The organism is Nocardia sp. N2S4-5 (genome assembly GCF_044628355.1).
GTDB lineage: Bacteria > Actinomycetota > Actinomycetes > Mycobacteriales > Mycobacteriaceae > Nocardia > Nocardia wallacei_B.
The window spans coordinates 225,733-248,149 of the sequence record NZ_JBIUPM010000001.1 but is presented as its reverse complement, the minus strand read 5'-3'; the positions used below and the strand labels follow the sequence as shown (position 1 = coordinate 248,149).

The 22,417-nt window shown below is 68.6% G+C and carries 27 protein-coding genes; 9 read left to right on the top strand and 18 right to left on the bottom strand.

The window, feature by feature from the left end:
* Positions 1 to 5 precede the first annotated feature (5 nt).
* From ACFMRZ_RS01035 to ACFMRZ_RS01010, 6 genes are all read right to left on the bottom strand, one after another.
* Complete coding sequence (locus ACFMRZ_RS01035) at positions 6 to 1,274, bottom strand: ATP-grasp domain-containing protein (RefSeq protein ID WP_400177490.1); 1,269 nt, start codon at positions 1,272 to 1,274, stop codon at positions 6 to 8.
* Positions 1,264 to 2,457 carry an MFS transporter gene (locus tag ACFMRZ_RS01030; protein ID WP_400177489.1) on the bottom strand — a complete coding sequence of 398 codons (1,194 nt, stop codon included), beginning with the start codon at positions 2,455 to 2,457 and terminating at the stop codon, positions 1,264 to 1,266. Before ACFMRZ_RS01030 ends, ACFMRZ_RS01035 begins: the two co-directional genes overlap by 11 nt.
* 146 nt (positions 2,458 to 2,603) lie before the next feature.
* Positions 2,604 to 3,557 (bottom strand): AraC family transcriptional regulator, encoded by a 954-nt coding sequence (locus ACFMRZ_RS01025; RefSeq protein WP_400182745.1) that lies wholly within the window; start codon positions 3,555 to 3,557, stop codon positions 2,604 to 2,606.
* A 124-nt stretch (positions 3,558 to 3,681) separates the two neighbouring features.
* Positions 3,682 to 4,083 (bottom strand): hypothetical protein, encoded by a 402-nt coding sequence (locus ACFMRZ_RS01020; RefSeq protein WP_400177488.1) that lies wholly within the window; start codon positions 4,081 to 4,083, stop codon positions 3,682 to 3,684.
* A gap of 61 nt (positions 4,084 to 4,144) precedes the next feature.
* Positions 4,145 to 5,386 carry a cytochrome P450 gene (locus ACFMRZ_RS01015; protein WP_400177487.1) on the bottom strand — a complete coding sequence of 414 codons (1,242 nt, stop codon included), beginning with the start codon at positions 5,384 to 5,386 and terminating at the stop codon, positions 4,145 to 4,147.
* 43 nt (positions 5,387 to 5,429) lie between these two features.
* A complete protein-coding gene (locus tag ACFMRZ_RS01010) occupies positions 5,430 to 6,026 on the bottom strand; it encodes a TetR family transcriptional regulator (protein ID WP_280362128.1) in 597 nt (198 codons plus the stop codon).
* Positions 6,027 to 6,183: 157 nt separating this feature from the next.
* Here ACFMRZ_RS01010 and ACFMRZ_RS01005 point away from each other — a divergent pair, with 157 nt between their 5' ends.
* Genes ACFMRZ_RS01005 through ACFMRZ_RS00990 form a run of 4 tightly spaced genes read left to right on the top strand, consistent with a single transcriptional unit; the run spans position 6,184 to position 10,059 of the window.
* Entirely contained in the window at positions 6,184 to 7,485 is a 1,302-nt protein-coding gene (locus ACFMRZ_RS01005) for an acyl-CoA dehydrogenase family protein (RefSeq protein WP_400177486.1), read from the top strand.
* The gene (locus ACFMRZ_RS01000) at positions 7,482 to 8,531 is read left to right on the top strand and encodes a phosphotransferase family protein (protein WP_400177485.1); all 1,050 of its coding nucleotides are present in this window, start codon (positions 7,482 to 7,484) and stop codon (positions 8,529 to 8,531) included. Before ACFMRZ_RS01005 ends, ACFMRZ_RS01000 begins: the two co-directional genes overlap by 4 nt.
* A gap of 14 nt (positions 8,532 to 8,545) precedes the next feature.
* Positions 8,546 to 9,316: an SDR family NAD(P)-dependent oxidoreductase gene (locus ACFMRZ_RS00995; protein ID WP_400177484.1), complete on the top strand. Its 771-nt coding sequence runs from the start codon at positions 8,546 to 8,548 to the stop codon at positions 9,314 to 9,316.
* A 50-nt stretch (positions 9,317 to 9,366) separates the two neighbouring features.
* The gene (locus ACFMRZ_RS00990; RefSeq protein ID WP_400177483.1) at positions 9,367 to 10,059 is read left to right on the top strand and encodes an SDR family oxidoreductase; all 693 of its coding nucleotides are present in this window, start codon (positions 9,367 to 9,369) and stop codon (positions 10,057 to 10,059) included.
* A gap of 221 nt (positions 10,060 to 10,280) precedes the next feature.
* Here the strand turns inward: ACFMRZ_RS00990 and ACFMRZ_RS00985 are convergent, their stop codons facing one another.
* From ACFMRZ_RS00985 to ACFMRZ_RS00950, 8 genes are all read right to left on the bottom strand, one after another.
* On the bottom strand, positions 10,281 to 11,429 hold the full coding sequence (locus ACFMRZ_RS00985) for an NAD-dependent epimerase/dehydratase family protein (RefSeq protein ID WP_400177482.1): 1,149 nt from the start codon (positions 11,427 to 11,429) through the stop codon (positions 10,281 to 10,283).
* Entirely contained in the window at positions 11,426 to 11,962 is a 537-nt protein-coding gene (locus tag ACFMRZ_RS00980) for a nuclear transport factor 2 family protein (RefSeq protein ID WP_400177481.1), read from the bottom strand. Before ACFMRZ_RS00980 ends, ACFMRZ_RS00985 begins: the two co-directional genes overlap by 4 nt.
* 67 nt (positions 11,963 to 12,029) lie before the next feature.
* Positions 12,030 to 12,785, bottom strand: a complete 756-nt coding sequence (locus ACFMRZ_RS00975) for a hypothetical protein (RefSeq protein ID WP_400177480.1) — start codon at positions 12,783 to 12,785, stop codon at positions 12,030 to 12,032.
* A gap of 151 nt (positions 12,786 to 12,936) precedes the next feature.
* Entirely contained in the window at positions 12,937 to 14,349 is a 1,413-nt protein-coding gene (locus ACFMRZ_RS00970; RefSeq protein ID WP_400177479.1) for an MFS transporter, read from the bottom strand.
* Positions 14,350 to 14,377: 28 nt separating this feature from the next.
* Positions 14,378 to 14,866, bottom strand: a complete 489-nt coding sequence (locus tag ACFMRZ_RS00965; RefSeq protein WP_400177478.1) for an SRPBCC domain-containing protein — start codon at positions 14,864 to 14,866, stop codon at positions 14,378 to 14,380.
* A 113-nt stretch (positions 14,867 to 14,979) separates the two neighbouring features.
* Positions 14,980 to 16,197 carry an RNA polymerase sigma factor gene (locus ACFMRZ_RS00960; protein ID WP_400177477.1) on the bottom strand — a complete coding sequence of 406 codons (1,218 nt, stop codon included), beginning with the start codon at positions 16,195 to 16,197 and terminating at the stop codon, positions 14,980 to 14,982.
* Positions 16,194 to 16,529, bottom strand: a complete 336-nt coding sequence (locus tag ACFMRZ_RS00955; RefSeq protein WP_280275717.1) for a YciI family protein — start codon at positions 16,527 to 16,529, stop codon at positions 16,194 to 16,196. The genes ACFMRZ_RS00960 and ACFMRZ_RS00955 overlap by 4 nt, the downstream gene beginning before the upstream one ends.
* Before the next feature lie 40 nt (positions 16,530 to 16,569).
* Positions 16,570 to 17,013, bottom strand: a complete 444-nt coding sequence (locus ACFMRZ_RS00950) for a 4-oxalocrotonate tautomerase family protein (protein WP_400177476.1) — start codon at positions 17,011 to 17,013, stop codon at positions 16,570 to 16,572.
* Between the two features lie 82 nt (positions 17,014 to 17,095).
* Here ACFMRZ_RS00950 and ACFMRZ_RS00945 point away from each other — a divergent pair, with 82 nt between their 5' ends.
* The gene (locus tag ACFMRZ_RS00945; RefSeq protein ID WP_280275719.1) at positions 17,096 to 17,614 is read left to right on the top strand and encodes a helix-turn-helix domain-containing protein; all 519 of its coding nucleotides are present in this window, start codon (positions 17,096 to 17,098) and stop codon (positions 17,612 to 17,614) included.
* Positions 17,615 to 17,635: 21 nt separating this feature from the next.
* On the opposite strand, the gene ACFMRZ_RS00940 is transcribed toward ACFMRZ_RS00945, so the two are convergent.
* On the bottom strand, positions 17,636 to 18,232 hold the full coding sequence (locus ACFMRZ_RS00940; RefSeq protein WP_400177475.1) for an NUDIX hydrolase: 597 nt from the start codon (positions 18,230 to 18,232) through the stop codon (positions 17,636 to 17,638).
* 146 nt (positions 18,233 to 18,378) lie between these two features.
* Here ACFMRZ_RS00940 and ACFMRZ_RS00935 point away from each other — a divergent pair, with 146 nt between their 5' ends.
* Complete coding sequence (locus ACFMRZ_RS00935; RefSeq protein WP_067590617.1) at positions 18,379 to 18,582, top strand: cold-shock protein; 204 nt, start codon at positions 18,379 to 18,381, stop codon at positions 18,580 to 18,582.
* Between the two features lie 63 nt (positions 18,583 to 18,645).
* Here the strand turns inward: ACFMRZ_RS00935 and ACFMRZ_RS00930 are convergent, their stop codons facing one another.
* Complete coding sequence (locus ACFMRZ_RS00930; RefSeq protein WP_400177474.1) at positions 18,646 to 19,215, bottom strand: TetR/AcrR family transcriptional regulator; 570 nt, start codon at positions 19,213 to 19,215, stop codon at positions 18,646 to 18,648.
* A gap of 74 nt (positions 19,216 to 19,289) precedes the next feature.
* Here ACFMRZ_RS00930 and ACFMRZ_RS00925 point away from each other — a divergent pair, with 74 nt between their 5' ends.
* Positions 19,290 to 20,219, top strand: coding sequence for an NADP-dependent oxidoreductase (locus ACFMRZ_RS00925; RefSeq protein ID WP_400177473.1), 930 nt, complete (start codon positions 19,290 to 19,292; stop codon positions 20,217 to 20,219).
* A 21-nt stretch (positions 20,220 to 20,240) separates the two neighbouring features.
* Here the strand turns inward: ACFMRZ_RS00925 and ACFMRZ_RS00920 are convergent, their stop codons facing one another.
* Entirely contained in the window at positions 20,241 to 20,402 is a 162-nt protein-coding gene (locus ACFMRZ_RS00920; protein ID WP_280275723.1) for a hypothetical protein, read from the bottom strand.
* Positions 20,403 to 20,721: 319 nt separating this feature from the next.
* Between ACFMRZ_RS00920 and ACFMRZ_RS00915 the strand changes: the two genes are divergently transcribed.
* Positions 20,722 to 21,504: a VanZ family protein gene (locus tag ACFMRZ_RS00915; protein WP_400177472.1), complete on the top strand. Its 783-nt coding sequence runs from the start codon at positions 20,722 to 20,724 to the stop codon at positions 21,502 to 21,504.
* Positions 21,501 to 21,653, top strand: coding sequence for a hypothetical protein (locus ACFMRZ_RS00910; RefSeq protein WP_400177471.1), 153 nt, complete (start codon positions 21,501 to 21,503; stop codon positions 21,651 to 21,653). Before ACFMRZ_RS00915 ends, ACFMRZ_RS00910 begins: the two co-directional genes overlap by 4 nt.
* A 47-nt stretch (positions 21,654 to 21,700) precedes the next feature.
* Here ACFMRZ_RS00910 and ACFMRZ_RS00905 read toward each other — a convergent pair whose 3' ends face one another.
* Complete coding sequence (locus tag ACFMRZ_RS00905; protein ID WP_280275725.1) at positions 21,701 to 21,970, bottom strand: MerR family transcriptional regulator; 270 nt, start codon at positions 21,968 to 21,970, stop codon at positions 21,701 to 21,703.
* Between the last annotated feature and the right edge of the window lie 447 nt (positions 21,971 to 22,417).

The window sequence follows — 22,417 nt, the reverse complement described above, 5'->3', positions numbered from 1 at the left end:
TAACGTCAAGCGGGCGTGAAGAAGTCGCCGACTCGCTTGCGGACGTCGGCGCATCTGAGGTCCAGGTCGTCGGCGTCGTCCGCGACGACGAATGCGAGGCCGAGGGCCACCGAGTCCATCATGGATCTGGTGGCCGGGTAGGTCTTGCCGGGTGCGGCCGCCATCCGGACCTCCCGCACACCCGGCAGGCCCGTCAGTTCGGCTTCGGCCCCGCCGAGGTACCGGGACGGTTCATCGATGCTGAAGAGGACGAGGGCGCCGCGCTGCGACAGGGTGTAGCCGGGCGATCGGCCCGATATCGGTGTCCGGATCCCGAAACGTGCTGCGATATAAGCGCATTCGCGATGGATCTGCGAGTTGCCGGTGAGCAGATAGGTCTGCTGTGGATGGCCGATCCCGTGCGCGCGTGCGCCGAAATCGATCAGCCGGGGGCCCAGCGCGCCGGACATGATCTCCATGTGCGCGGGACCGATGCGCACGCCGAGGGCGTCGAGCACCTGCCACGCGTACTCCCCCAGCTCGCCCACCACGGGGTCGTCGTGCTCGAGCCACCGCCCGCGCTCGTAGACGAAATCCCCTGCGGCCGAGACCCATTTGTCGTACACGCTCACACACAGCAGTTCGTGACCGTGCTCGGTGGAGAACGTGTCGACGGCGTATTCGACTCGGGGAGCGGGATACATCTGCTGAATCAGGGCGGCCGAACCGGCCCCGAACAATCCGGCGCCTTCGGTGATGGCGGCGACGGCGGCGGTCAACTCGGCGGGGGTCTCGACCGATCGGACGTCCACCGAGGCCGCCCCGCGAGCGGGCTTGACCACCAGCTTCCGGCCACCGCGCAGCTCCGCGAGGGCCGCGGCCGGAATGGCGTCGGGCGTCTCTACCGCCCGCGTCGTCAGGCTGGGAACGCCCGCCGCCGCCAGCGCCTCGAACATGTACTGCTTGTCCCAGCGCCGCATCGGCAGCGCCGTATCGCTGCCGGGGCAATCGGGCAGGTCGGCGCGCAATCGTTCACACAATTCGACGCCGGGCTCCGAACCGGCGATGACATAGTTCACCGCGCGGTCCCGGCACATCCGGAGCAGCAGCTCGTACGATGCCCCGAAATCCGCCTGGAAATTCAGCGCACCCGGAGTGGGCGCGGTACGAAACCCCGACACCCGCGCCTGCGCGGTATCCAGCAGTATCGTCTCGATGCCGAATTCCGCGAGCACGGCGGGATACAGCCTGCCCGAACTCACCGGGTCCACGATCAAAACCGAATTATCCGACACGGGACGGACTCCTGTTCTCGTTTACCCCCGCTACCACCGCCACCGCCCCCGCGACCAGCGAAATCTGTACCACCAGCGCCCAATAGAGCGACAGGTCGTGCAATACCCCGAAGGCGCCTATACCCGGACCGACCGCGAAACCGATCGACTGTGCCGCCGACAGATACCCCTGATATCTGGGATTGTCCGATCGAGACGAGAGCCGCGCTATCGCCGCGCTCGCCTGCGGAATGAAGAGGGCCTCACCGAGGGAGAACAGCACGAAACCGCAAATGCATACGGTCCAGCTGGTTCCGAAACCACAGACCGCGAGCCCGGCCCCGGTCACGAAGATTCCGAGCCCCAGCGCGTAGTTCCAGCGCAGCTTGGCCGTCACGAAGCTGAGCGGCAACTCGAAAACGATGATGAACACCGAATTCACCGCGATCAGAACGCCGTACAGGTGCCCGCCGCCGGCGATCCGGTCGACCGACAGCGGTATTCCGCTCATGCTCTGGGCGTAAACGGCCATCGCCGTACCGAATACGACGATCACCGCCCACAATCGCGCCGCACGGGAGCCGCGACGCCTGGTGAACGGCAGCTCGGTCTCCGTCGAATTCGACGGTCCCGCAGCGTTTTCCGCCGTACGCAGCCGCGCGCGCTCGCTCAGTAACAGCACCGCGGTCAGCAGCGAACCGAACGCGGACAGCGTGAACAGCGTCGGGAAGTTGTCCTCCCCGACCATCGCGACCACGATCGGAGCGACCGTGACACCGCTGCTGAGGAAGATCCGGTGGAACGCGACCACCGTCACGGTATTGCCCCGGTAGCCGGAACCGGTCACCAAGGCCGCCGCCGGCCCGGCGAACGATTGCGTCACCGCGACACTCAGCGACGCCACCACGATCGCCGAAACAGGCTGCGCCGAAAGCATTCCGAGCAGAAACAGCAGCGGCACATTGAGCACCGAACCGGCGATCAGTACGTCGGTCGACCCGAACCGGCCCGCGCACCATCCGCCCGCCAGCGATCCGAGCACCCCGGCGAAACCGGCCGCGAACAACGCCGGCGACAACGCGGCGGCGCTCAGCCCGATCGATTGGTAGAACACCGTGGAGAACAGCGCGAGGAACCCCACCGATCGACTGAGGAACGTGGTGATCGAAACGATCCACACTTCCGCGGGAAACTCCGGCCGCACCTGATCCTCCTCGCGATCCGCCGCGGGTACGCCGCCAACTAGTGGCAATCCGGACGCTAGTCGCCTGCCATCGGCGCCGGTTTCGCGCACGCGAAACGAACTTGCCGTCACGCGCAGAATCCGCGGGCGGGGGGCCGGTGGACCTCTCAGGACTGGGTGGAGTACCGGATGTCTCGCGGGCTGACGCCGAAGCGCTGCCGGAACGCGGTGCTGAACGCGCTGGCCGAGCCAAACCCCAGGCCCGAAGCGATCGACGCGATGCTCTGGTGCCGATACGACGGATCGCTCAGCCGCCGGTTCGCCAGTTGCAGACGTTCCTCCCGGATCAGCTCTCGCGGCGTGGTTCCGGAGCGCTGCAGCGCGAGCTGAATCTGCCGGACCGACCAGCCGAGCGAGCGCGCGATGGTCGCACCGGACAGCCGGGGGTCGGTGGCGTGCGAGCGGACGTACTCGCGGATCGCCGCGTCCAGTTTGTCGAAATGGCCCGCGCTGGTCAGCTGTTGCGCGCGGGCGTGCATGCACAGCAGGTCGACGATGTGGGACGAGGCGGCGTCGAACTGGTACCCGTCGAGCGTGCCGGACTCGTCGAGCAGTCCGGTCAGCATGCCGGTCACCACGCGTCCCAGTCCCGCGGTCAGGTCCATCGGCCGCCCGAGGAGCCCGTCGCCGATATCGAGGCGGTGCGTGATCTCGTGCCGCGGAATGGTCATCAGCACACCGCTGGTGCCCTGGCCGAGCGCGAATCCGAACGGCCGGTCGAGCGACACCAGGCAGCCGGAACCGTTCGGCAGAGGCGAACTGCCGCTGTCGTCCCAGAGGTCGGCACGCCCGCCGAAGGTGAGCAGCAGCCGGAAGTCGTCGTCACTGTCGCGGCGGATGTGCTTGGCCGTTCTGACGTAGGTGACATCGTCGGAATGCCAGCCCACCAGCTGGTACTTGCCGGTGCGCGCCAGCTTCGTGCGCCCCTGGAAGTCGGTGCCGCCGGGGAATTCGTATGCCAGGCGCCGATGGTAGGAGGTGATGAGTTCCGCCCAGTACTCCGCCCGTTCCCCCGGCTCGACACTGTGGGTCGTCGAGGTCTCCACCGTCAGCTGCGGCATGTTCACCGGCGTTCACTCCTGCTCGAACCGACAACACGCCAAATAATCGCTGGCCCAGCCCACCTCGTCCACACCGACCACGGTGAACCCGGTCACCGGCGCGGTGCGGGACCGGCGGCGCTCGTCACAGCCGACCCGCGATCATGATGAATTCGACGAGCAGCCCGAGGGCCGACAACACGATTCCGAGGATGGCGAGGCCGACCGCGCGGCGATGTCCGGTACAGCCGACGATGCCGCAGACCAGCCCGGCGACCGCGAACGGGACACCGATGAACGGCCGCAGGTTCGTCGGATCGACGATCACGTAGTTCGGCAGCAGCGGCAGGCTGACGGCGAGCAAGCCGAGAAGTACCGCCGCGACAGCGAACATCGGCCCCGGCCGACCGGTCGGCGGCGGGCCACCCTGCCAACCGGGTCCGGCCGGACCCGGCCACTGGTGCGGAGGCGGTGCCACCGGTCCTGGCGGAGCCGGGTATCCGGTCGGCGGGACCGGGAAGTTCGGATCCGGCGGTGGATACGACATCGCTCGTCCTCATCAATCGCGCGGGAAGTCGCTTCCACCCAACCACATTCGGCGCGCCGAGTCAGCCGATGATCACCGGCAAGGTCTCCCAGCCGCGCACGGTGGAGGTGGACGACAGCGCGATGCTGTCCCATTCGACATCCCAGCGCGGGAACCGGGCGAGCAGTTCCTCCAGGGCCACCTTCGCCTCGAGCCGGGCCAACGCGGCGCCCAGGCAGAAGTGGGTGCCGAAACCGAACGTTCGCAGATTACTGATCTTGCGATGGATGTCGAACCGGTCCGGCTCCGGCCAGCGGTCCTCGTCCCGGTTGGCCGAGGCGATCAGCAGGATCATCGCGCTGCCCGCGGGCACGGTGCGGCCGTACAGTTCGACATCGGTGGTGACATACCGGGCGATCGCGTGCCCGGTGGGCTCGAACCGCAACGTCTCCTCGATGGCGTTCGGGATGAGCCGGGGGTCGGCGACCAATTCGGCGCGCTGGTCGGGGAATCGGGCCAGTAGCGAGCCGAGCCAGCCGATCAGCCGGGCCGTGGTCTCATTGCCCGCACCGGCCACGACGGAGATGTAGGTCAGGATCTCCTGCCGAGTCAAGGTCCGGGTGACCCCCTCGGTGTCCACGAACTCCGCGCGCAGCAACTCCGTCATCAGGTCGTCGGAGGGATGGTCGGCACGCCAATCAATGTACTCGGCGAACTGTTCGGCATTCGGAATCGCCTGATCCGACACCTCCATCTGCTGACCCGGAGCGGTGCGCAGATTCGCGTCCGCGCGGTCGCGGACCGACTCCTGGTCGGACTCGGGAATGCCGAGCAGCATCCCGATCACGCGCATCGGCACCTCGTTGGCGAACGCCGTCATGAGATCGAACCGGTCGAGCCCGGCGAGCCGGTCGAGCGAGCGGACGCACATCTCGCGAATCTGCGGTTCCAGCGACAGCACCCGGCGCGGGGTGAACACGCTCTTGAGCAGTCCGCGGTGGATGTCGTGGGCCGGCGGATCCTCCATCAGCAGGGTGCCCGGCGGAATCTCGATGCCGGCCTTGATGATTTCCAGGATCGGGCCGCGCGAGGAGGAGAAGGTCTCCCAGTCGAGAAGGGCGCGGTCGACGTCGTCGCAGCGGCTGAGCAGGTAGAAATCGTGCTTGTCGTTGTAGTACAGCGGCGCCTCCGCGCGCAGTCGCCGGTAGATCGGGTACGGGTCGCGGGCGATCGCGGGATCGAAGGGGTCCCAGTAGAGCGGGCCGCCGGAATCCGGTGAACTCCCCTGCGGCGCTTCGGCAATGGTGGGCTGTGTGTCGGTCATGCTGCCTCCGGGGTGGGCGGTGGATTCGATTCGGGCGTAGTCGTCAGCGGGTGGCGTCGTATCCGGCGGTCATCCAGTACAAAGTGCGGTCGATGGCGGGCACGATGTCGGTCACCGCGATCTCTCCGGACGAGAACTGGCCCATCAGCCCGTACACCAGGCTGTTGAGAATCGCGTAGAGGTCGTGGATGAAGTCCATGTCCACATCGCCGAGCACGGCCATGGCGGCGGGGAAGACGGCATCGATGCCGTGGCTCATCAGGGTCTGCCCGCCCGCTGAGGCGCGGGCGCGGAAGTAGGCGGCGAGCAGGCCCGGATGGTCTTCCCACGGCTCGAACACCGGGCGCAGCACCCGCATCATCCCGGTGTGCAGTGATTCGCCCGGGCGGACAACGTATTCGGGCATGCGGGCGTAGCAATTCTCGGCCATCCACCAGTCCAGCGCCGCGAGGATGAGTTCGTCGCGGGTGCCGTACAGCTTGTAGATCTTGGCCAGTGAGACCCGCGCCCGCCGGGCGACCTCGCGCACCTGTATCGCGTCGTAGCCCTCGGCCTCGAGCAGTTCCACGACGGTCGCGCGGATGCGTTGCTCACCCTGTCCCAGGGCCGATTCCATGACCGAGTCGTGAGGATCGCTCATCGCGCCCGCTCCTCTCCAGGAGGTCTCGACGCCACCTTCGGTAACAAAGTTACCAATTTTGGAGATGACAGATCCCCAAAATCGACAATTGCACTTCGCGAGCCAAGAACGATATTCTGACCGTCAGAAACAGCATTCTCCCCGAGAGGTGGGTCGTATGGCTTGGGACTTCGAGACCGAACCCGAGTACCAGGCAAAGCTGGACTGGGCCGACGGATTCGTGCGCGAGGAGGTGGAGCCACTGGATCTGGCCTGGCCGCACGAGCAGTTCGTGCCGTTGGACGGCGGCCGCCGCAAGGCCATCACACCGTTGAAGGACCGCGTACGCGAACAGGGCTTATGGGCGACGCACCTGGGCCCCGACCTCGGCGGCCAGGGACACGGGCAGGTGAAACTGGCGCTGCTGAACGAGATTCTGGGCCGGTCGTCCTGGGCGCCGATCGTGTTCGGCTGTCAGGCGCCCGACACCGGCAACGCCGAGATCCTCGCCCACTACGGCACCGCGGAGCAGCGGGACCGGTACCTGCGGCCGCTGCTGGAGGGCGAGTTGTTCTCGTGTTACTCCATGACCGAACCGCAGGCCGGGGCCGATCCGCGGCAGTTCAGCACCGTCGCGACCCGCGACGGGTCGGATTGGGTGATCAACGGCTGGAAGTACTTCTCCTCCAACGCGCGCACCGCGGCGTTCCTCATCGTCATGGCGATCACCAACCCGGAAGCCGGTGCGTACCAAGGGATGTCGATGTTCCTGGTGCCCGCCGACACCCCCGGCATCGAGATCGTCCGGGACGTGCGGCTCTACGGTGAACCCGAGGCCACCGGTCAGCACGCCCTGATTCACTACGACGGCGTGCGGGTGCCGGATTCGGCGCTGCTGGGCGGGGAGGGGCAGGCCTTCGTCATCGCGCAGACCCGGCTCGGCGGCGGGCGCATCCACCACGCGATGCGCACCATCGGCCTGGCGCGCAAGGCGCTGGACATGATGTGCGAACGCGCGCTCAGTCGCGAGACCGCGGGCAGCCGGCTGTCGGACAAGCAGTTCACGCAAGGCTTCATCGCCGACTCCTACGCGCAGTTGCAGCAGTTCCGGCTGTTCGTGCTCTACACCGCCTGGGAGATCGACAAGCACAACGACTACAAGAAGGTGCGCAAGGACATCGCCGCGGTGAAGGTCGTCATGCCCACGGTGCTGCACGACATCGCCTGGCGCGCCATGCAGATCCACGGGGCGCTCGGCGTCACCGACGAAGTGCCGCTCATGCGGATGATCCACGGCGCGGCGGTCATGGGCCTGGCCGACGGCCCCACCGAGGTACACAAGACCACCGTCGCCAGGCAGGTGCTGCGCGACTACTCCCCCGCCACCGGGATGTGGCCCACCGAGTGGATCCCCGCGAAACGCGAAGCGGCACTGGCCCGGTACGCCGAATTCCTCGAACACGAAGTGGGAAACCGATGACCGAGCACACCGCCGAAGCCACCGCCCTCGATATCGCACGGCTCACCGACTGGCTGGACCGGACCGGGATTCCGGGCGCCGGCGAGCCACTCACCGTCACGCAACTGTCGGGCGGTGCGCAGAACGAGATCTACGACCTCCGCCGCGGCGACCACCGCAGTGTGCTGCGCATCCCGCCCGCCGCCGCCCCGGCGGAGCGCGACAAGGGAATTCTGCGCGAATGGCGTATCACCGAGGCGCTCGACGGAACCGATGTGCCGCACCCGGACGCGGTCGCGGTCTGTACCGATCCGGACGTGCTGGGCCGGACCTTCTTCCTGATGGGCTACATCGACGGATGGTCGCCGATGCAGCATCAGCGGGCGTGGCCCGAACCGTTCGGCAGCGATGCGCCGGCCCGGGCCGGACTCGCCTATCAGCTGGTCGAGAGCATCGCGCTGCTGTCGCGGGTCGACTGGCGAGCGCGCGGACTCGGCGACCTCGGCAGGCCCGACGGCTTCCACGATCGGCAGGTGTCGCGCTGGACGAGCGTGTTCGAACGGAGCAAGGGCCGCGATCTCGAGGGCATGGACGTCGTCACCGCGTGGCTGAACGCCCATCGGCCACTGGATTTCGTGCCCGGCCTGATGCACGGGGACTACCAGTGGGCCAACGTCATGTATCACCACGGCGGGCCGGCGCGACTCGCCGCGATCGTCGACTGGGAGATGGGCACGGTCGGCGATCCGAAACTCGATCTCGCGTGGACGCTGGGCGATTGGCCCGCCGACACCCACTCCGCCGAGGCGTCGCGGGCCAGCTATGTCGACCTGCGGTACATGCCCTCCCGGGACCAACTGGTCGCGCACTATGCCGAGGTGTCCGGTCGCCAGGTCGACGATCTCGACTACTACCTCGTGCTGGCGAAATGGAAGCTCGCCATCGTGCTCGAGCAGGGTTTCCAACGCGCGGGAGACAACCCCAAACTGCGGGCCTTCGGTGCGATCGTGCCGCCGCTCATGCGGTCGGCCGCCGACCTCGCGGAGACCACGACCTACCGCGGATGAACCGGGAGCAGCGCATGGGATTCGCCGACAACCTGTTCGATCTGACCGGCCGGGTCGTCCTGATCACCGGCGGCAGTCGCGGGCTGGGACGCGAAATGGCCTTCGCCGCAGCGCAATGCGGCGCCGACCTGGTCATCGCCAGTCGCGACTACGACAACTGTGCGGCCACGGCCGCGGAGATCGTCCGCCGGACCGGTCGCGCCGCGCTGCCCTACGGCGTGCACGTCGGTCGCTGGGATCAGCTCGACGGGCTGGTCGAGGCCGCGTACGAGCGATTCGGCACGGTGGATGTGCTGATCAACAACGCCGGTATGCAGCCGGTCTACGACAGCCTGACCTCGGTGAGCGAGAAACTGTTCGACGCCGTTGTCGCCCTGAATCTCAAGGGGCCCTTCCGATTATCGACGCTGATCGGCGAGCGTATGGTGGCCGCCGGGCGGGGCTCCATCATCAACGTCAGTTCGACCGGCTCCATCCGGCCCCGGCCGTCGATCGTGCCGTACGCGGCCGCCAAGGCGGGGCTCAATGCGATGACCGAGGGACTGGCCCTGGCATTCGGCCCGGCCGTGCGGGTCAATACGCTCATGGCGGGCCCGCACCGCACGGAGGCCACCGCCGGATGGGACCTCGGCAACCTCGAGGACGGGCGGAATCCGTTCGCCGCCCATGCCCTGCGACGCATCGGCGAGCCTTCCGAAATCGTCGGCGCCGCACTGTATCTCGCCTCCGATGCGGCCAGCTACACCACCGGTTCCATCCTCCGCTGCGACGGCGGCATGCCGTGACCGCCGCCCGGAGTGACGGTGCCAGAAGGGAAACCGATGGTGAGACGGCGGTGATCACCGGGGCGGCCGGTGGGATCGGCGCGGCCGTCGCCCGGCTGCTCGCGGCGCAGCGGGTGGATTGCGTTGTGGTGGACCACGATCCACGCGTCGAGGAGGTGGCCGAGCAGATCGGCGGGGTGGCCGTCGTCGCGGATCTCACCGATCCGGAATCCTCCGTGCGCGCCGTCGCGGCCGCCGGGAATCGCCTCGATCTGCTGGTGCTCAACGCGGGGCGCAATTCGGCCGACAAGGACCCCGCCGCCCTGGACCTCGACCGCTATCACGCGGTAGTGGGCGTCAACCAGCACGCGGTGATGTGGGGATTGCGGGCCGGGCTGCCGGTCATGCGTCGCGGCGGCGGTGGCGCCATTGTCGTCACCGCCTCGCTCGCGGCCGTGCGGGCGACGCCGCAGGATCCCGTGTACGCCATGACCAAACATGCCGTCATCGGGTTGGTGCGGTCGCTGGCCGGGCCGCTCGCACAGGAGAACATCCGCCTGAACGCGGTCTGTCCGGGCCTGGTGGACACGCCGCTGACGGCTCCCGGGCGGGATCGGTTCCGGTCCGCCGGTATCGCGATGCTGTCGGCCGACACAGTGGCCGCCGCGATCGTGGACACCCTGCGCGGCGGCGAGGCGGGGATAGAGGTGCTGGTCCGGCCCGGACTTCCGGATAGCCGATACCGGCCCGCCCCGCTGCCGTGAATCCACAGCGGACGCTCGGACCGACCGCCTCGCCACTGTCCGCAGCACCGTGATCGACTGCGGCACTGGGCAATTCGACACCCAGGCGACAGCCGTCCGGCCGGAGTCGTTGATCCGCGCAAACGACATTGCCCGGCAATGCCATTCGGACGCACACCGCAATTCGTGGCGAGCCGACGCCGTGTACACGCCACCGCGGGTCGCGGGCGATCCGTGGGCCGCTAGTCCGGCATCGGCGGAATGGCGCCCGCGCCACTGTCTTTCGCGATGGAGCCGCCGGAGGCGAGGACGTCGGGGCCGTACTTGGCGGCGATGAGTTTCCACGGATCGGCGTAGGGGCCGCGGCGTTCCGAACGTCTTTGCCGCGCAAGGAGTGTGCGCAGGATCGGGCGCAGCGCCGGGCCGAGGACGTGCAGCGCCGCCCGGATCGCGCGGGGTTGGCTTCGGGCGATCCAGTCGACGGTCTGCTGCCAGTCGTGGTGCTGATAGTCGAGCAGGGCTTGGGATTCGGTGGTGTCGAACCAGCCGGTGAAGCTCCAGCCGCGGTCGTCGCCGGGATCGCCGGGCAGGCTCGCGGACGGTCCGAGGCGGCCGATGCCCAAGGCCGCGAGCATCTCGTCCTCGACATCGCGATGCGTGTGCCGGTAGGTCTCGTTGCCCGCGATGAGCAGGATCTTGCCGTCGACGGCGGCGCGGCGGTCGACGGCGTTGACGAAGGCGGTCGCGACGTCGCGCGCGTCGACGGCGTGGAGCCGGTTGTCGCCGGGTGTGGCGCGCATGAGCAGCAGGTAGTCGCCGTTGACGCCGGCCGTGCCGTCGGGCGAGAGCACTCCGCCCAGGCGCAGGATCGCATGCGGCAGTCCGCTGCCGGTGACGACCGCCTCGGTCAGCACCTTGTCCTCGCCGTATTGATCGATCGGGTGCACCGGGGTGTCCGGGGTGATCAGCTCGGGATAGCGGTGCGGATTGCGGGAGCCGTAGACCGCGGCGCTGGAGGCGTACAGCAACAGCGGCGGCTCGGCGAGGGCGTGGGCGGCCCGGACCAGACCGGTGGTGCCCTCGACGCTGATCCGCCTCGCCGAGGCCGGATTCCGGTACGACCGCGGGGCAAACAACGCCGCGAGATGGACGATCGCGCCGGGCCGATGCTCGGCGACGAGCGCGCCGACGGTCGCTTCGTCGAGCAGGTCGGCGTAGACGGTGTGCAGCGTGCCGTCGTGCCCGGGGGCGTCCACACCGGCGGCGGCCGCCAGGGTGGCCTCGGTGCGCAGGTCGGTGGCGACGACGGTGCGGCCGCGCGACAGCAGGATCTCCACGCAGCGCTTGCCGACCTGACCGAAGGCGCCGGTGACGAGAACGGTATCGGTCATCTCACCGACCTCCGTGCCGCGGCCGCGCCCGCCGCATCACGCAACCGCGCCGGGATTCGGACGGAGACGATCGGGGTGTGGAGGTCTTCGCGCAGCCGAGTCAGCTTGGAGGTCTTGATGTACCAACGGCCGTCGGTCTTCTCGTAGGTCTCGTGGTAATGCCCGTAACCGACCATATGCAGTCCGGGAGCCAAGGCCACGACATCTTGAAGCGCCCAGCAGCCGCGGGCGGTGGTGAGCGAGGTCAGCTCTATCTCCGGCGCGTGCACCTGGTGCACGGTGATACGCGCGGGCTTGCCGAGAGTGGCGATCAGGAATTGCACGAACGCGTCGGCGCCGGTGACGAGCCGCCCGCCCACCTCGGACGTATCACCGACGAAATCATCGGTGAACAACCCCCGCCATGCCGCCCAGTCCTTCATGTCCAGATACCGACAGTACCGCGCCTTCAACTGCTTGATGGCCTCTACATCGCGGAAGTGCCGGAGTTCGTCGAGATCCGCCGCTGGTTCCTCATGGACCGAAGCGTTCATGCCAGTCCCTTCACATAGCCGGAAACCCCATTCTTCATTATGGAGAGTCCGACTATCAAGCGCGACGTTACCGCGGGAATGCGGATTGACCGAAACATGGGCCGGTGGCCTGGTGGTTTCGGGCGATGATGGTCAGCAGGATCTGCGGAATGTCCAGCCAGCCGGGGGAATTGGACATGTGGTGCGCGTCGCGGATGTCGGCGGGTGATACGTCGAGCCGGTCGTGGGCGGATTCGATTCCGCCCCACCACTGATCCTGTGCGCCGCCCCCGAGCCGGATCGGCAGCGCGTGCACCTGGATATCGGTGAATTCCAATCTGGTGAGCAGCGACGGCACGGTGCGAATCCAGGTCAGCGCCGCCCCGGTCCGCACGGCGTGATCGTGATAGGCCGCCAGCACCTTGCCCAGGACGGGGTCCGGCGCGTCGTCGAGTTGATAGGGCTCGGTGAGCATCAGGACGCCGCCGGGACGCAGCATGGTGGTCGCGGTCGCCACAATGCTGTTGCGCGCGGCGGCCTTTCCGAGCGTGAGCCGGGAGTGAATCAGATCGAATCTCCGGCCGCGTTGTCGCCCTGGGGAATTCGGGGACACTGTGCCGACCCGGCAACCGGCCGACAGCGTCCGGTGATCCGCGGTACTCACCCGGGCCGCGGGATATTTCGCCGCGAGCGCCGCCGCCAGCCCGACCGGTGCGGCGCTGATATCGAGGAGACGAGCGTCGGGTCGCAGCTCGAGCGCGGAAATCAGCCCGAGACTGTAGTCGTCGAGTGGCGTCGCGGCCTCGGAGTCGCTGTCGTCGCTCCCGTGCCGGCCTGGGATCATCTGCATATCGTGTGGCCCTGTATCGCGAGTGTGGTCCGGTAGTGGATTCGCCCGATTCTGCGCAGGGCCGCTAGCGGGTATCTTGCAATGCGCTTAACGCAGCGGCCGGATGGACCGCCCGCGGCACCGGCGGCGCGGGCGGTCACCGCGCTTACCGGACCGCGCTCCCCCGCCCGAATACGGTTGCGGCCGTGAGGATTCCCGCGACGGCCAGCACCGCGGTCATCGCGAACGCGGCATGGAAACCGCCGAGCCCGGTACCGGCCACCAGCACGGTCGAGACCGCGGCGACCCCGGCCGCGCCGCCGATCTCCCGCATCGTCTCGATCAGACCGGCGGCCAATCCCGTTTCCGCCTCGGTGACCCCGGCCAGCGCGCCGATCTGCAGCGACGGGACACACAGCCCGAAGCCGAGCCCCGCGAGCAGGAACGGCGTGAGCAGCCCGGCGAGATATCCGGCGTCGGCGGAGATCTGCGTCAGCCACAGCATGCCCCCGGCGATGAGCGCCAGCCCGGTGATCAGCATCCGGCGGACACTCACCGCCGCGGCGAGTCGGCCCGCGGCCGTCGAGGTCACGAACACGGTCGTGGTGGTCGCCAGCCACGCCAGCCCCGTCCGCACCGGCGAGTAGCCGAATTCCTGCTGCATCAACAGTGATCCGAGAAAGATGAACGAGAAGAATGCGCCGAAGCCGAACAGCGCCGTGAGGTTCGCGCCGAGCAGCGTGCGGTTGCGGACCGCCGCCGCGGGCACCAGCGGCACCGCCGCGCGCGTCTCGATCACCACGAACGCCGCCAGCGCCACCGCGGCCGCACCGCCCCACGCCAGAGTGGATGCCGCGGTCCAGCCGTGCGTCGCCGCATGGTGCAGCGCGTAGACGAACAGCAGCAGCCCGCTGGTCACCGTGCCCGCGCCGGCGAGGTCGAGCCGCCCCGAGCGGTCGCGGGAGCGGTCGGCGACGAGATACACCGCGACGATCGCGAGCAGCGCCAGCCCGGCCGGAACGTTGATGAAGAACGCCCAGCGCCAGCCGGGACCACCGGCGATCAGCCCGCCCGCGACCACGACGAGCGTCCCCGCCGCGCCAACCACGGCACCAAAGACGCCGAGAGCCCGATTACGTTCGCGCCCTTCCCGAAAGGTGACGGCGAGCAGCGACAACGCCGCGGGCACGACGAGCGCACCGCCCAAACCCTGCAAGCCCCGAGCGGCGACCAGCAGACCCAAGCTCTGCGACAGCCCCGCCAGCAACGAGGCACCGGTGAACAGCGTCAGCCCGGCGAGCAGCATCCGCCGCCGCCCCACCAGGTCGGTCAGCCGCCCGCCGACGAGCAGAAACCCGCCCAGCAGCAGGCCGTAGGCGACGACGACCCATTGGGCGCCGCCATTGCCGACGTGCAGATCCCGCTGGATGGAGGGCAGCGCCACGTTCACGATGGCGATGTCGACCGACACCATGGACTGGGCCGCGCACACCAGCCCCAGCACGAGGCCGCGCCGCACCGGGCGGGCGCAGCCGGATTCCGAAATCGTTTTCCGCGCGGTCTTTTCGATCAATGTCATGATTCGTGTCCTCTCGACGCGCGGGCGGTCAGTACTTCGCGATCGGGTCCCCGGCGCCCGTGGCGAGCAATTGCGGGAGACTCTTCGTGATGTAGAAGGTCCAGCCGCGCGAGCAGGCCTGGAAGCATTCCGATTCGGAGGCGGTCAGGCCGCGGTGGACGAAGTGCAGCGTCGTGCCCTCCGGGGTGGCCGCGATGTCGAAGACGACGTCGGTGCCGGTCCACTCGTCGTGGTCCGCGACGAAACCGAGGTACGAGTCGACGACGTGCCAGACGACGCGGGCGCCCGGCACGAACTCGGTGATCCGGAACCGGCAGAAGCGAATTCCGGTGTCCGCCCGCGCGGCTTCGCCCGGATATTCGCAGTCGTCGGTGAAGACGAACTCGTCGTGCCGGGCGGCGGTGGCGCCGATGATGTTGGCGTTCCACCATCCGCGTACGTCGGTGACTGCCGCGAAGACCTCCTCCGGGGTGTGGTCGACGGTGATGGTGGCGGTCAGGTGATCGGTGTGCGACATCGGTCTTACCTCTCTGTTCGGTGGGTTTTGCCCACCGACGAACGAGGTCGACCGGGATCGACACCGGCTGGGAGATTTTTCGAAAATTTCCTACGGGCGGGCCGCCGTGCAGGTCAGAGCGCCCGCAACCGGCCCGTGAGGTATCGGCGCTCGGCAGCGGTGGGCGCGAGGGCGAGCGCCTGCTCGTACGCGGCGGCGGCCTCGGTCACCCGCCCGGCGCGGCGGAGCAGATCGGCGCGGGTCGCGGGCAGCAGGTAATAGCCCGCGAGCCGACCGGATTCGGCGAGTTCGTCGACGCGGGCGAGGCCCGCCGGGACACCCTCGGCCATGGCGATCGCCACCGCGTGGTTGAGATCCACCACCGGCGAGGGCGCCAAGCGGGCGAGTTCGGTGTACAGCGCCGCGATCTGCCACCAGTCCGTCGCCGCGGCGTCGGGCGCGGTGGCGTGACACGCGGCGATCGCGGCCTGCACCTGGTACGGGCCGGGCCGCCGCACGGCCAGCGCCGTCTCCAGCGTCGCGACTCCCTCGGCGATCAGTGCGCCGTCCCACCGGGAACGGTCCTGTTCCTCGAGGGGAACCAGCACACCGTCGACGGTCCGGTGGGCGCGGCGGGCCTCCGACAGCAGCAACAGCGCGAGCAGGCCGCGCGGCTCGGGTTCGGATGGCAACAGCCGCACCAGCACCCGCGCGAGATGGATGCCCTCGCCCGCGAGCGCCCGCGGCCCGTCCTGTTCGTCGTAACCCTGGTTGAAGATCAGGTACAGCACGGCGAGCACCGCGGACATCCGCTCCGGCAGCGCATCCACCGGCGGCACCCGGTACGGGATTCCGGCTTCGACGATCTTGCGCTTCGCGCGCACCAGCCGTTGCGCCATGGTGGTCTCGGTGGTCAGGAACGCCTTCGCGATCTCGGCGGTGCTCAGGCCCGTCAGGGTGCGCAGGGTGAGTGCGACGCGCGCCGGCAGGGCCAGGGCGGGGTGGCAGCAGGTGAAGATCAGCCGCAGTCGTTCGTCGGGAATCTCTTCTCCCGCGCCACCTTCCGGCTCCCGCGCCAGAACGGCGAGTTCACGCAGTTTGGCGCGGCCCGTGGTGTCGCGGCGCAGGCGGTCGATGGCGCGGTTGCGGGCCGTCGTGGTGAGCCAGGCGCCCGGCCGATCGGGAATGCCGTCGCGTTCCCAGGCGGCCAGGGCCGCGGCGAACGACTCCTGCGCGCAGTCCTCGGCCAGATCCCAGTCGCCGGTCGCCCCGATCAGCGTCGCGACCACCTGACCCCACTCCTCGCGATACGCCGCCTCGACCGCGGCGCGCACCGCGTCCGACGCGGTCATTCCCAGACGGGGCGGACTTCGACGCAACCGTGGCGGGCGTACGGGTGACCCGCCGCGATCGCGAGCGCCTCGTCCAGATCCGCGCAGTCGATGATGTCGATACCGCCGATGAAGTCCTTGGTCTCGGCGAACGGACCGTCGGTCACCAGCGTTTCGCCGTCGCGGACCCGGACCGTCGTCGCGTCCGCCACCGGGCGCAGCCGCGCGCCCCCGAGCAGGGTGGCACGCCGCTCCGCGTCCGCGTGCCACGCGCGGTGCGCCGGATCGGCCGCGATTTCCTCGTTGCTCGGCGAGACGGACTCGTCATCGCAGATCAGCAGCACGTATTTCATCGCACCACTATGCCCGGCGACCGATGCCGAGTCGACCGTTTCACCGCGCGGGCGCGCCCGCCACCAACGACATGATGTCCTCGATCCGCACGATCTCCCCGCGCGCACCCCAGTTGCCCTCCGGCACCTCGTTGATATGCACCCACGCGGTGGCGGCCTCGGCGAAACGCGCCGGATCGTCGTCGGCGTCCGCGAGCACCTTCGTGACCCGGCGCACGATGTCGGCACGCTTGTCGTCGTTCATCGAACCGGCCGGAACACCCACTCGCACCACGTATTTCGGCTTCTCTCCGGCGGGCAGCCGCCGCCCGCCGACGAACCAGGCGTCGATCTCGTTCACCACCAGCCAGGAGATCGACCGCGCCGCCTCGGTGTCCGGCGCGCCCTCGGCGAGCATCACCTCCGACACCAGGCGACCACCGATCTCCTCTCGGCTGCCCTGGTCCTGCGAACCCTTGGGAACGAACAACTCCACGAACGGCATTGGTAAGTCCTTTCATTGAACCCTATGATCGGCAACCGTACGCCGAGTGAGTTCAAACAATCAACCCTCTAGACTGGGGAACATGCAACGGACCAGCTTCGCGGAGATGCACTGCTCGATCGGGCAGTCCTTGGAACGCGTCGGGGAATGGTGGACGCTGCTGATCGTGCGGGATCTCCACCTGGGCCTGCACCGGTTCGACGACATCGCGGAGAACCTGGGCATCTCGCGAAACCTGTTGACGCGCAGGCTGGAGACGCTGATCGGCGACGGCATCGTGGAACGGCGGGCGTATCAGGATCGGCCGCCGCGGCACGAGTACCACCTCACCGCGGCCGGGCGCGACCTCGTGCCGGTACTCCTGGCCCTGATGGCCTGGGGCGACAAGTGGGTCACGCCGCCGGGCGGGCCGCCGGTGCGCCTGATTCACGATGATTGCGGTGCGGAATTCACCCCGCAGGTCTGCTGCTCGGCGTGCCGCGAACCGGTGCGGGCCACGAAGGTGACGGCGCTGCCCGGCCCCGGCGCCGCCAGTGGGCCGGGGACGCGCGTCCTGGCGCGCCGGGCGAACGAATCTCGCGACGGCTCTGCCGCGCCGTGACGGCGCGGCGATACCGGGCGGTTATTTCCAGGCGAACACCGGCTGTCCGAAATGCGCTACGCGGGTGTGGCGGCCGTGCAGCACCACCTCGCGAAACTGGTGCAGGACGGCCGCGGTCGGCGCGTGCACGAGTGCGCCCCGAAATGGCCACTGCACAATGGGTTCCGCGACGGCCGGGTCGCTGACGAAGAGCGGGTCCACGTCGATTTCATCGAGCGTCACGAGGTACACCTCGGCGACTTCGCCGGGATTCGGGTGTATCGCCTCGACCTCGTCCCCGATCCACACCACGAACGGTGACATGACATATCCCGACTTGGTGGCGAAATCGTCGAGCCGGCCGAGAACCTGGGCGGGCGTCACCCGGACGCCGAGTTCCTCGGACAACTCGCGGACAGCGGCCTCGACCGCCGTCTCGCCGCTGTCGATGCGCCCGCCGGGAAAGGCGTACTGGCCCGGATGCGAGCGCAGCGACGTGCTGCGCTTGGTGAGGCAGACGACGGGCTCCCCCTGCCGCACGCCGACCGGGATCACAATCGCCGCGCCGCGCCGACCCTGCAGCGGAATCTCGACGGGTCGGAATTTTCGCAGGGTCTCCGTGAGTATCTGCTGGTCCATACCGGTATCACTCCTCGCACTGCCGCGACTGCGGCATAGGTCACCATGCCCTATGCGGCCTTCGGGCCGGAAGTGTGGCATGCTGGGGGACGGGTACGGGCTGTTGAAGTGATCGCCCGGCTCGCAACAGGAAGTTAAGACAAAGTATGTCGCAAGGCAGTGTGAAGTGGTTTAACGGCGAAAAGGGCTTCGGTTTCATCGCGCAAGACGGTGGCGGCCCGGATGTTTTCGTCCACTACTCCGAGATTTCCGGCTCCGGCTTCAAGTCCCTCGAGGAGGGGCAGCGTGTCGAGTTCGAGATCGGGCAGGGCCAGAAGGGCCCCCAGGCTCAGAGCGTCCGCGCTATCTAGCCGGTATCGGTAAACCTGTGAAACCCGCGCCACGGCGCGGGTTTTGCTTTTTCTCAACGCCCCTCAGCACCTGGACCCCGCCGCGCGCACTTCGGCCAGTGCCCGCCGGGCCAGGTCACCGAACTCCGCATCAGCGGCCGGGTCGCTCCACCGCTCGTAGGCGAGATCCCAGGCCAGTGCGCCCAGCTCCGCCGCCACACGCGCGGTCAAGCCGGGAATGCCGCGGCGCTCGAGTGACTCGCTCACCGCGGCGGTGAGGCGGAGCCCCTTCAGCGCCTCGCGTTCGCGCAATTCCGGATTTGCGGCGATCACCGCCCGCCGCCGGGCACCGAAGGCGCGGCGATCGGGTGTGAAGGCTTCCCGTCCGATCAGGTCCAGGGCATCTGCCACCGCCTCGAGCGGGGTCGCCTCGTCCGGCGCCGCGGCGATCCCCGCGGCGACCAGGTCGGTCATCGTGTCACCGCCGAACAGCACCTCGCGCTTGTCCGGGAAATGCCGGAAGAAGCTGCTCTTCGTGAGCCCGGCGCGCTCCGCGATCTCGACCACCGTCGTGTTGTCGTAGCCCCGCTCCTCGAACAGCTCGAGCGCGGCGACGACGAGGCGCTGCGGGGCATTGGGTTGCCAGCGAGCCATCCGAACAGCATACGGGACTTGGTCCCGTCACCGGTGTAGAGTGACGGGACCAAGTCCTATCACTGGAGGTAGCCATGGGCCGTGCCGTCATCTACGAGAGGTTCGGAGGTCCCGAAGTACTGCGGGTGCGGGAGGTCCCGGAGCCGCACGCCGGGCCGGGCGAGATCCGCGTGCGCGTCACCGCCGCCGGCCTGAACCCCATGGACTGGGGCCTTGTCTCCCGACCCGAAGCGGCCGCGCAGTTCGGTATCACCGTGCCCGCCGGATTCGGCTACGACTTCGCCGGGATTGTGGACGAAATCGGTACCGGTGCAGCGGGTTTCGCGGTGGGCGACCGCGTCTACGGTGGCGCGCTGGGCCGGGCCGCCGCCGATTACGTGGTGCTCGGGACGTCCGGCGGAGCGACCGAGGCGGTCTGGCACACGCCGGAGGGCATCAGCGACGAGGTCGCGGCCGCCCTTCCCGTGGCAGGCATGACGGCCGCCGCGGCCTTGGCGGCGATCGGCCTGCGGTCCGGCGACACCGTCCTGATCGGCGGCGCGGCGGGCGGTGTGGGCATCTTCGCCGTACAACTCGCCAAACTCGCCGGCGCCCGAGTGATCGGCACCGCCGCACCGAGCACCTTCGAATTCCTCCGGAGACTCGGCGCCGAGCCCGTGGCCTACGGCGCCGGACTAGTCGATCGCGTACACACGCTGGCACCCGGAGCCGTCACCGCGGCCACCGACCTGGTCGGCACCGAAACAGCCGAGACCGCACTGGCTCTCGGCGTCCGGCCCGAGCGAATCTCCACGATCGCCGCGGGCCCGAACCCGCCCGGCGGCGTGCGCGCGACCGGCGGCATCGACGCGGGACCTGACGCCATGACGCGAATCGCCGACGCGGTGCGCACCGGCGAGTTGACCGTGCCGATCGCCGCGACCTACCCGCTCGAGCAGATCCGCGAGGCCGTCACACTGCAGGCCGGGCGGCACGTCCACGGAAAGGTCGTGATTACCCTCTGATCCCGGGAGTGTCGTTTCCGATCATCGACCGTCGCCGCCCGTGGTGTTGTCCGTGCCCACGGTATCCGGGGCGGCGCTGAATTCGAGGCGGTATACGCCGTCGCCACTGGGCGCCGAACCGGTCTCGACTGGTCCGTCGAGGTGGCTGAACAGGTTCTTCGACCTGTCGTCCGTGCTGCTCACTCTTGCACCCACATCCCACTAGCCGCGACGAATTACCTTGTCTCGCGGGCATTTCGATGCCGCACCGAGGTTAGGGAGACCCCGTTCGGGCGGCAGGGAGATCACGATTCAACCGAAGCGCTTACCGTGATGGTACCCCGCGCACCGCGAGGCTCGCGATGAGTCACCCCGGCCGGTCCCCTCCCGCCGCTTCACCACCGAGCCGGAACGACGGCTTCTGCGCCACCGCGTGGCCGAGCTGGAGTCCAGGGCCGGTGTATCGCGGGCGTATCGAAAATCGCATACGGCACGGCAACCGTCTTCCGGCTTCTATTGGGGAATGGAGAATTCCTCGTCACTGGCGGCGCCGGGCGGCCGGGTCCGTAGGGCCGTGCCGGCCGGTCTGGTGATCGTCGGCACGGCGATTGTCGCGTATGTCCTGCGGCGGCCGCTGCTGATGCCGCTGCGATCCACGCCCGGAGGCGGCATCGCCGCGGATCGGCATGTCTGGCTGTACACGTTCAACGGCGTGGCACTGCTCACGCTGGCCGCCTTGCCGTTGGCCGGGCTCACGGTGTGGGCGCTGGCGCGCCGCCGGATCGCCACCGGCACGGCGTCGCCGTGGGCGTGGCGCAAGTCGCTGGCCGAGGTCGGCATCGTCTACGGGACGGTGCCGTGGGTGTGGCTGATCATGTTGCCGGGCGCCCGGGCCGGCGCCGTCCCCGGCCGGGTGAGCCTGGTCCCGCTGCGGGACCTGCTCGCGGTCCTGTCGGCCGGCCCGGTGACGGCGACGATTCAGATCGTCGGCAATCTGCTGGTCTTCGCTGCGCTGGGATTGCTTGCCCCGCTGCGGTTTCCGGCGTTGGCCTCGCTCCCGCGGATCTCGGCTCTCGCGGCGGGCTGCTCGATCTCGGTGGAGGTCGCGCAGTACGTACTGCAGCTGGACCGGGTGTCGTCGGTCGACGACGTACTGGTCAACACGGCAGGCGCCGGGCTCGCCGCGCTGACGTCACGCGGTTGGTGGCGCCCGCTTCCGCCACAGCGGATACCGACAGCCCCGTCAGTTCAGCGGAAAATGTTGCCGCAGCCTGCTTGTCGGTCGCAGGGACGATCGTGTGATTGAGAACGATGGACATCGCCGCCTCCTGTGCCGTGGACCCCGAAAGGCCGGCCGTCGCGGCCGGATACCAGCTCACCGCGGCGTGGAACGAACACGACCGCCGCCAATTCGCCCGCTACCTCCAACACCTCGCCGACGAAACCATCGAGTGAATCGATAGGCCCGCGCGAACGTCGCGTAACCCATGGGGAGACACTGCCTAGTCGTGTTCCGGAGTGGTGGCCCGCTCGGAGGACGCGTTGTGCTGCTGGGCTCGGGCGAGTTGGTCTTCGAGGCTGATGATCCTGCACGCGGCCTCGAGCGGGGTGCCCTGGTCGATGAGTTCTCGGGCGCGGGCGGCGATACGCAGCTGGGCGCGGGAGTAGCGGCGATGCCCGCCGGGTGAGCGCTGGGGGGTGATCAGCTCCGCTTCGTCCAGGCTGCGCAGGAACGCCTGGGTGGTACCGAGCATGTCCGCCGCACGGCCCATGGTGTAGGCGGGGTAATCGTCGTCGTCGAACTTGTCGTTGCTGCCAGGGTCAGAAATCGTGCGGTCTCCATACGTCGGAGTGCCCCGGCGCCTGGGGCGCCGGGGCACTGAAAGGGGGAATTGGTTTATCTTCCGACATGTATCCGAAACGCCGGTGATCACCCGAACCACATGTTCGTAGATGACCCGGCAATAACTGCTCCCTTCTCCTCACGGGGGTGTTTCCACTTCCTTGCACTGCGCTTGCCGGTCCGGCGGGCGGCGAGATCCTCCATCGTGCTGATCTCCGAGCCGCCCGCCGTCCTCTCAACCTCACGGGTAGTTCGTCATCTCCCGTGCCATTGGAGACTTCCTTCTTCGTTCGCATCACAGAAGTTACACGCCTCGAACGCAGATGTCTACAGTCACCACCACAGATTTTTTCCCGTGTCGCTTGCAGGGCTAGCC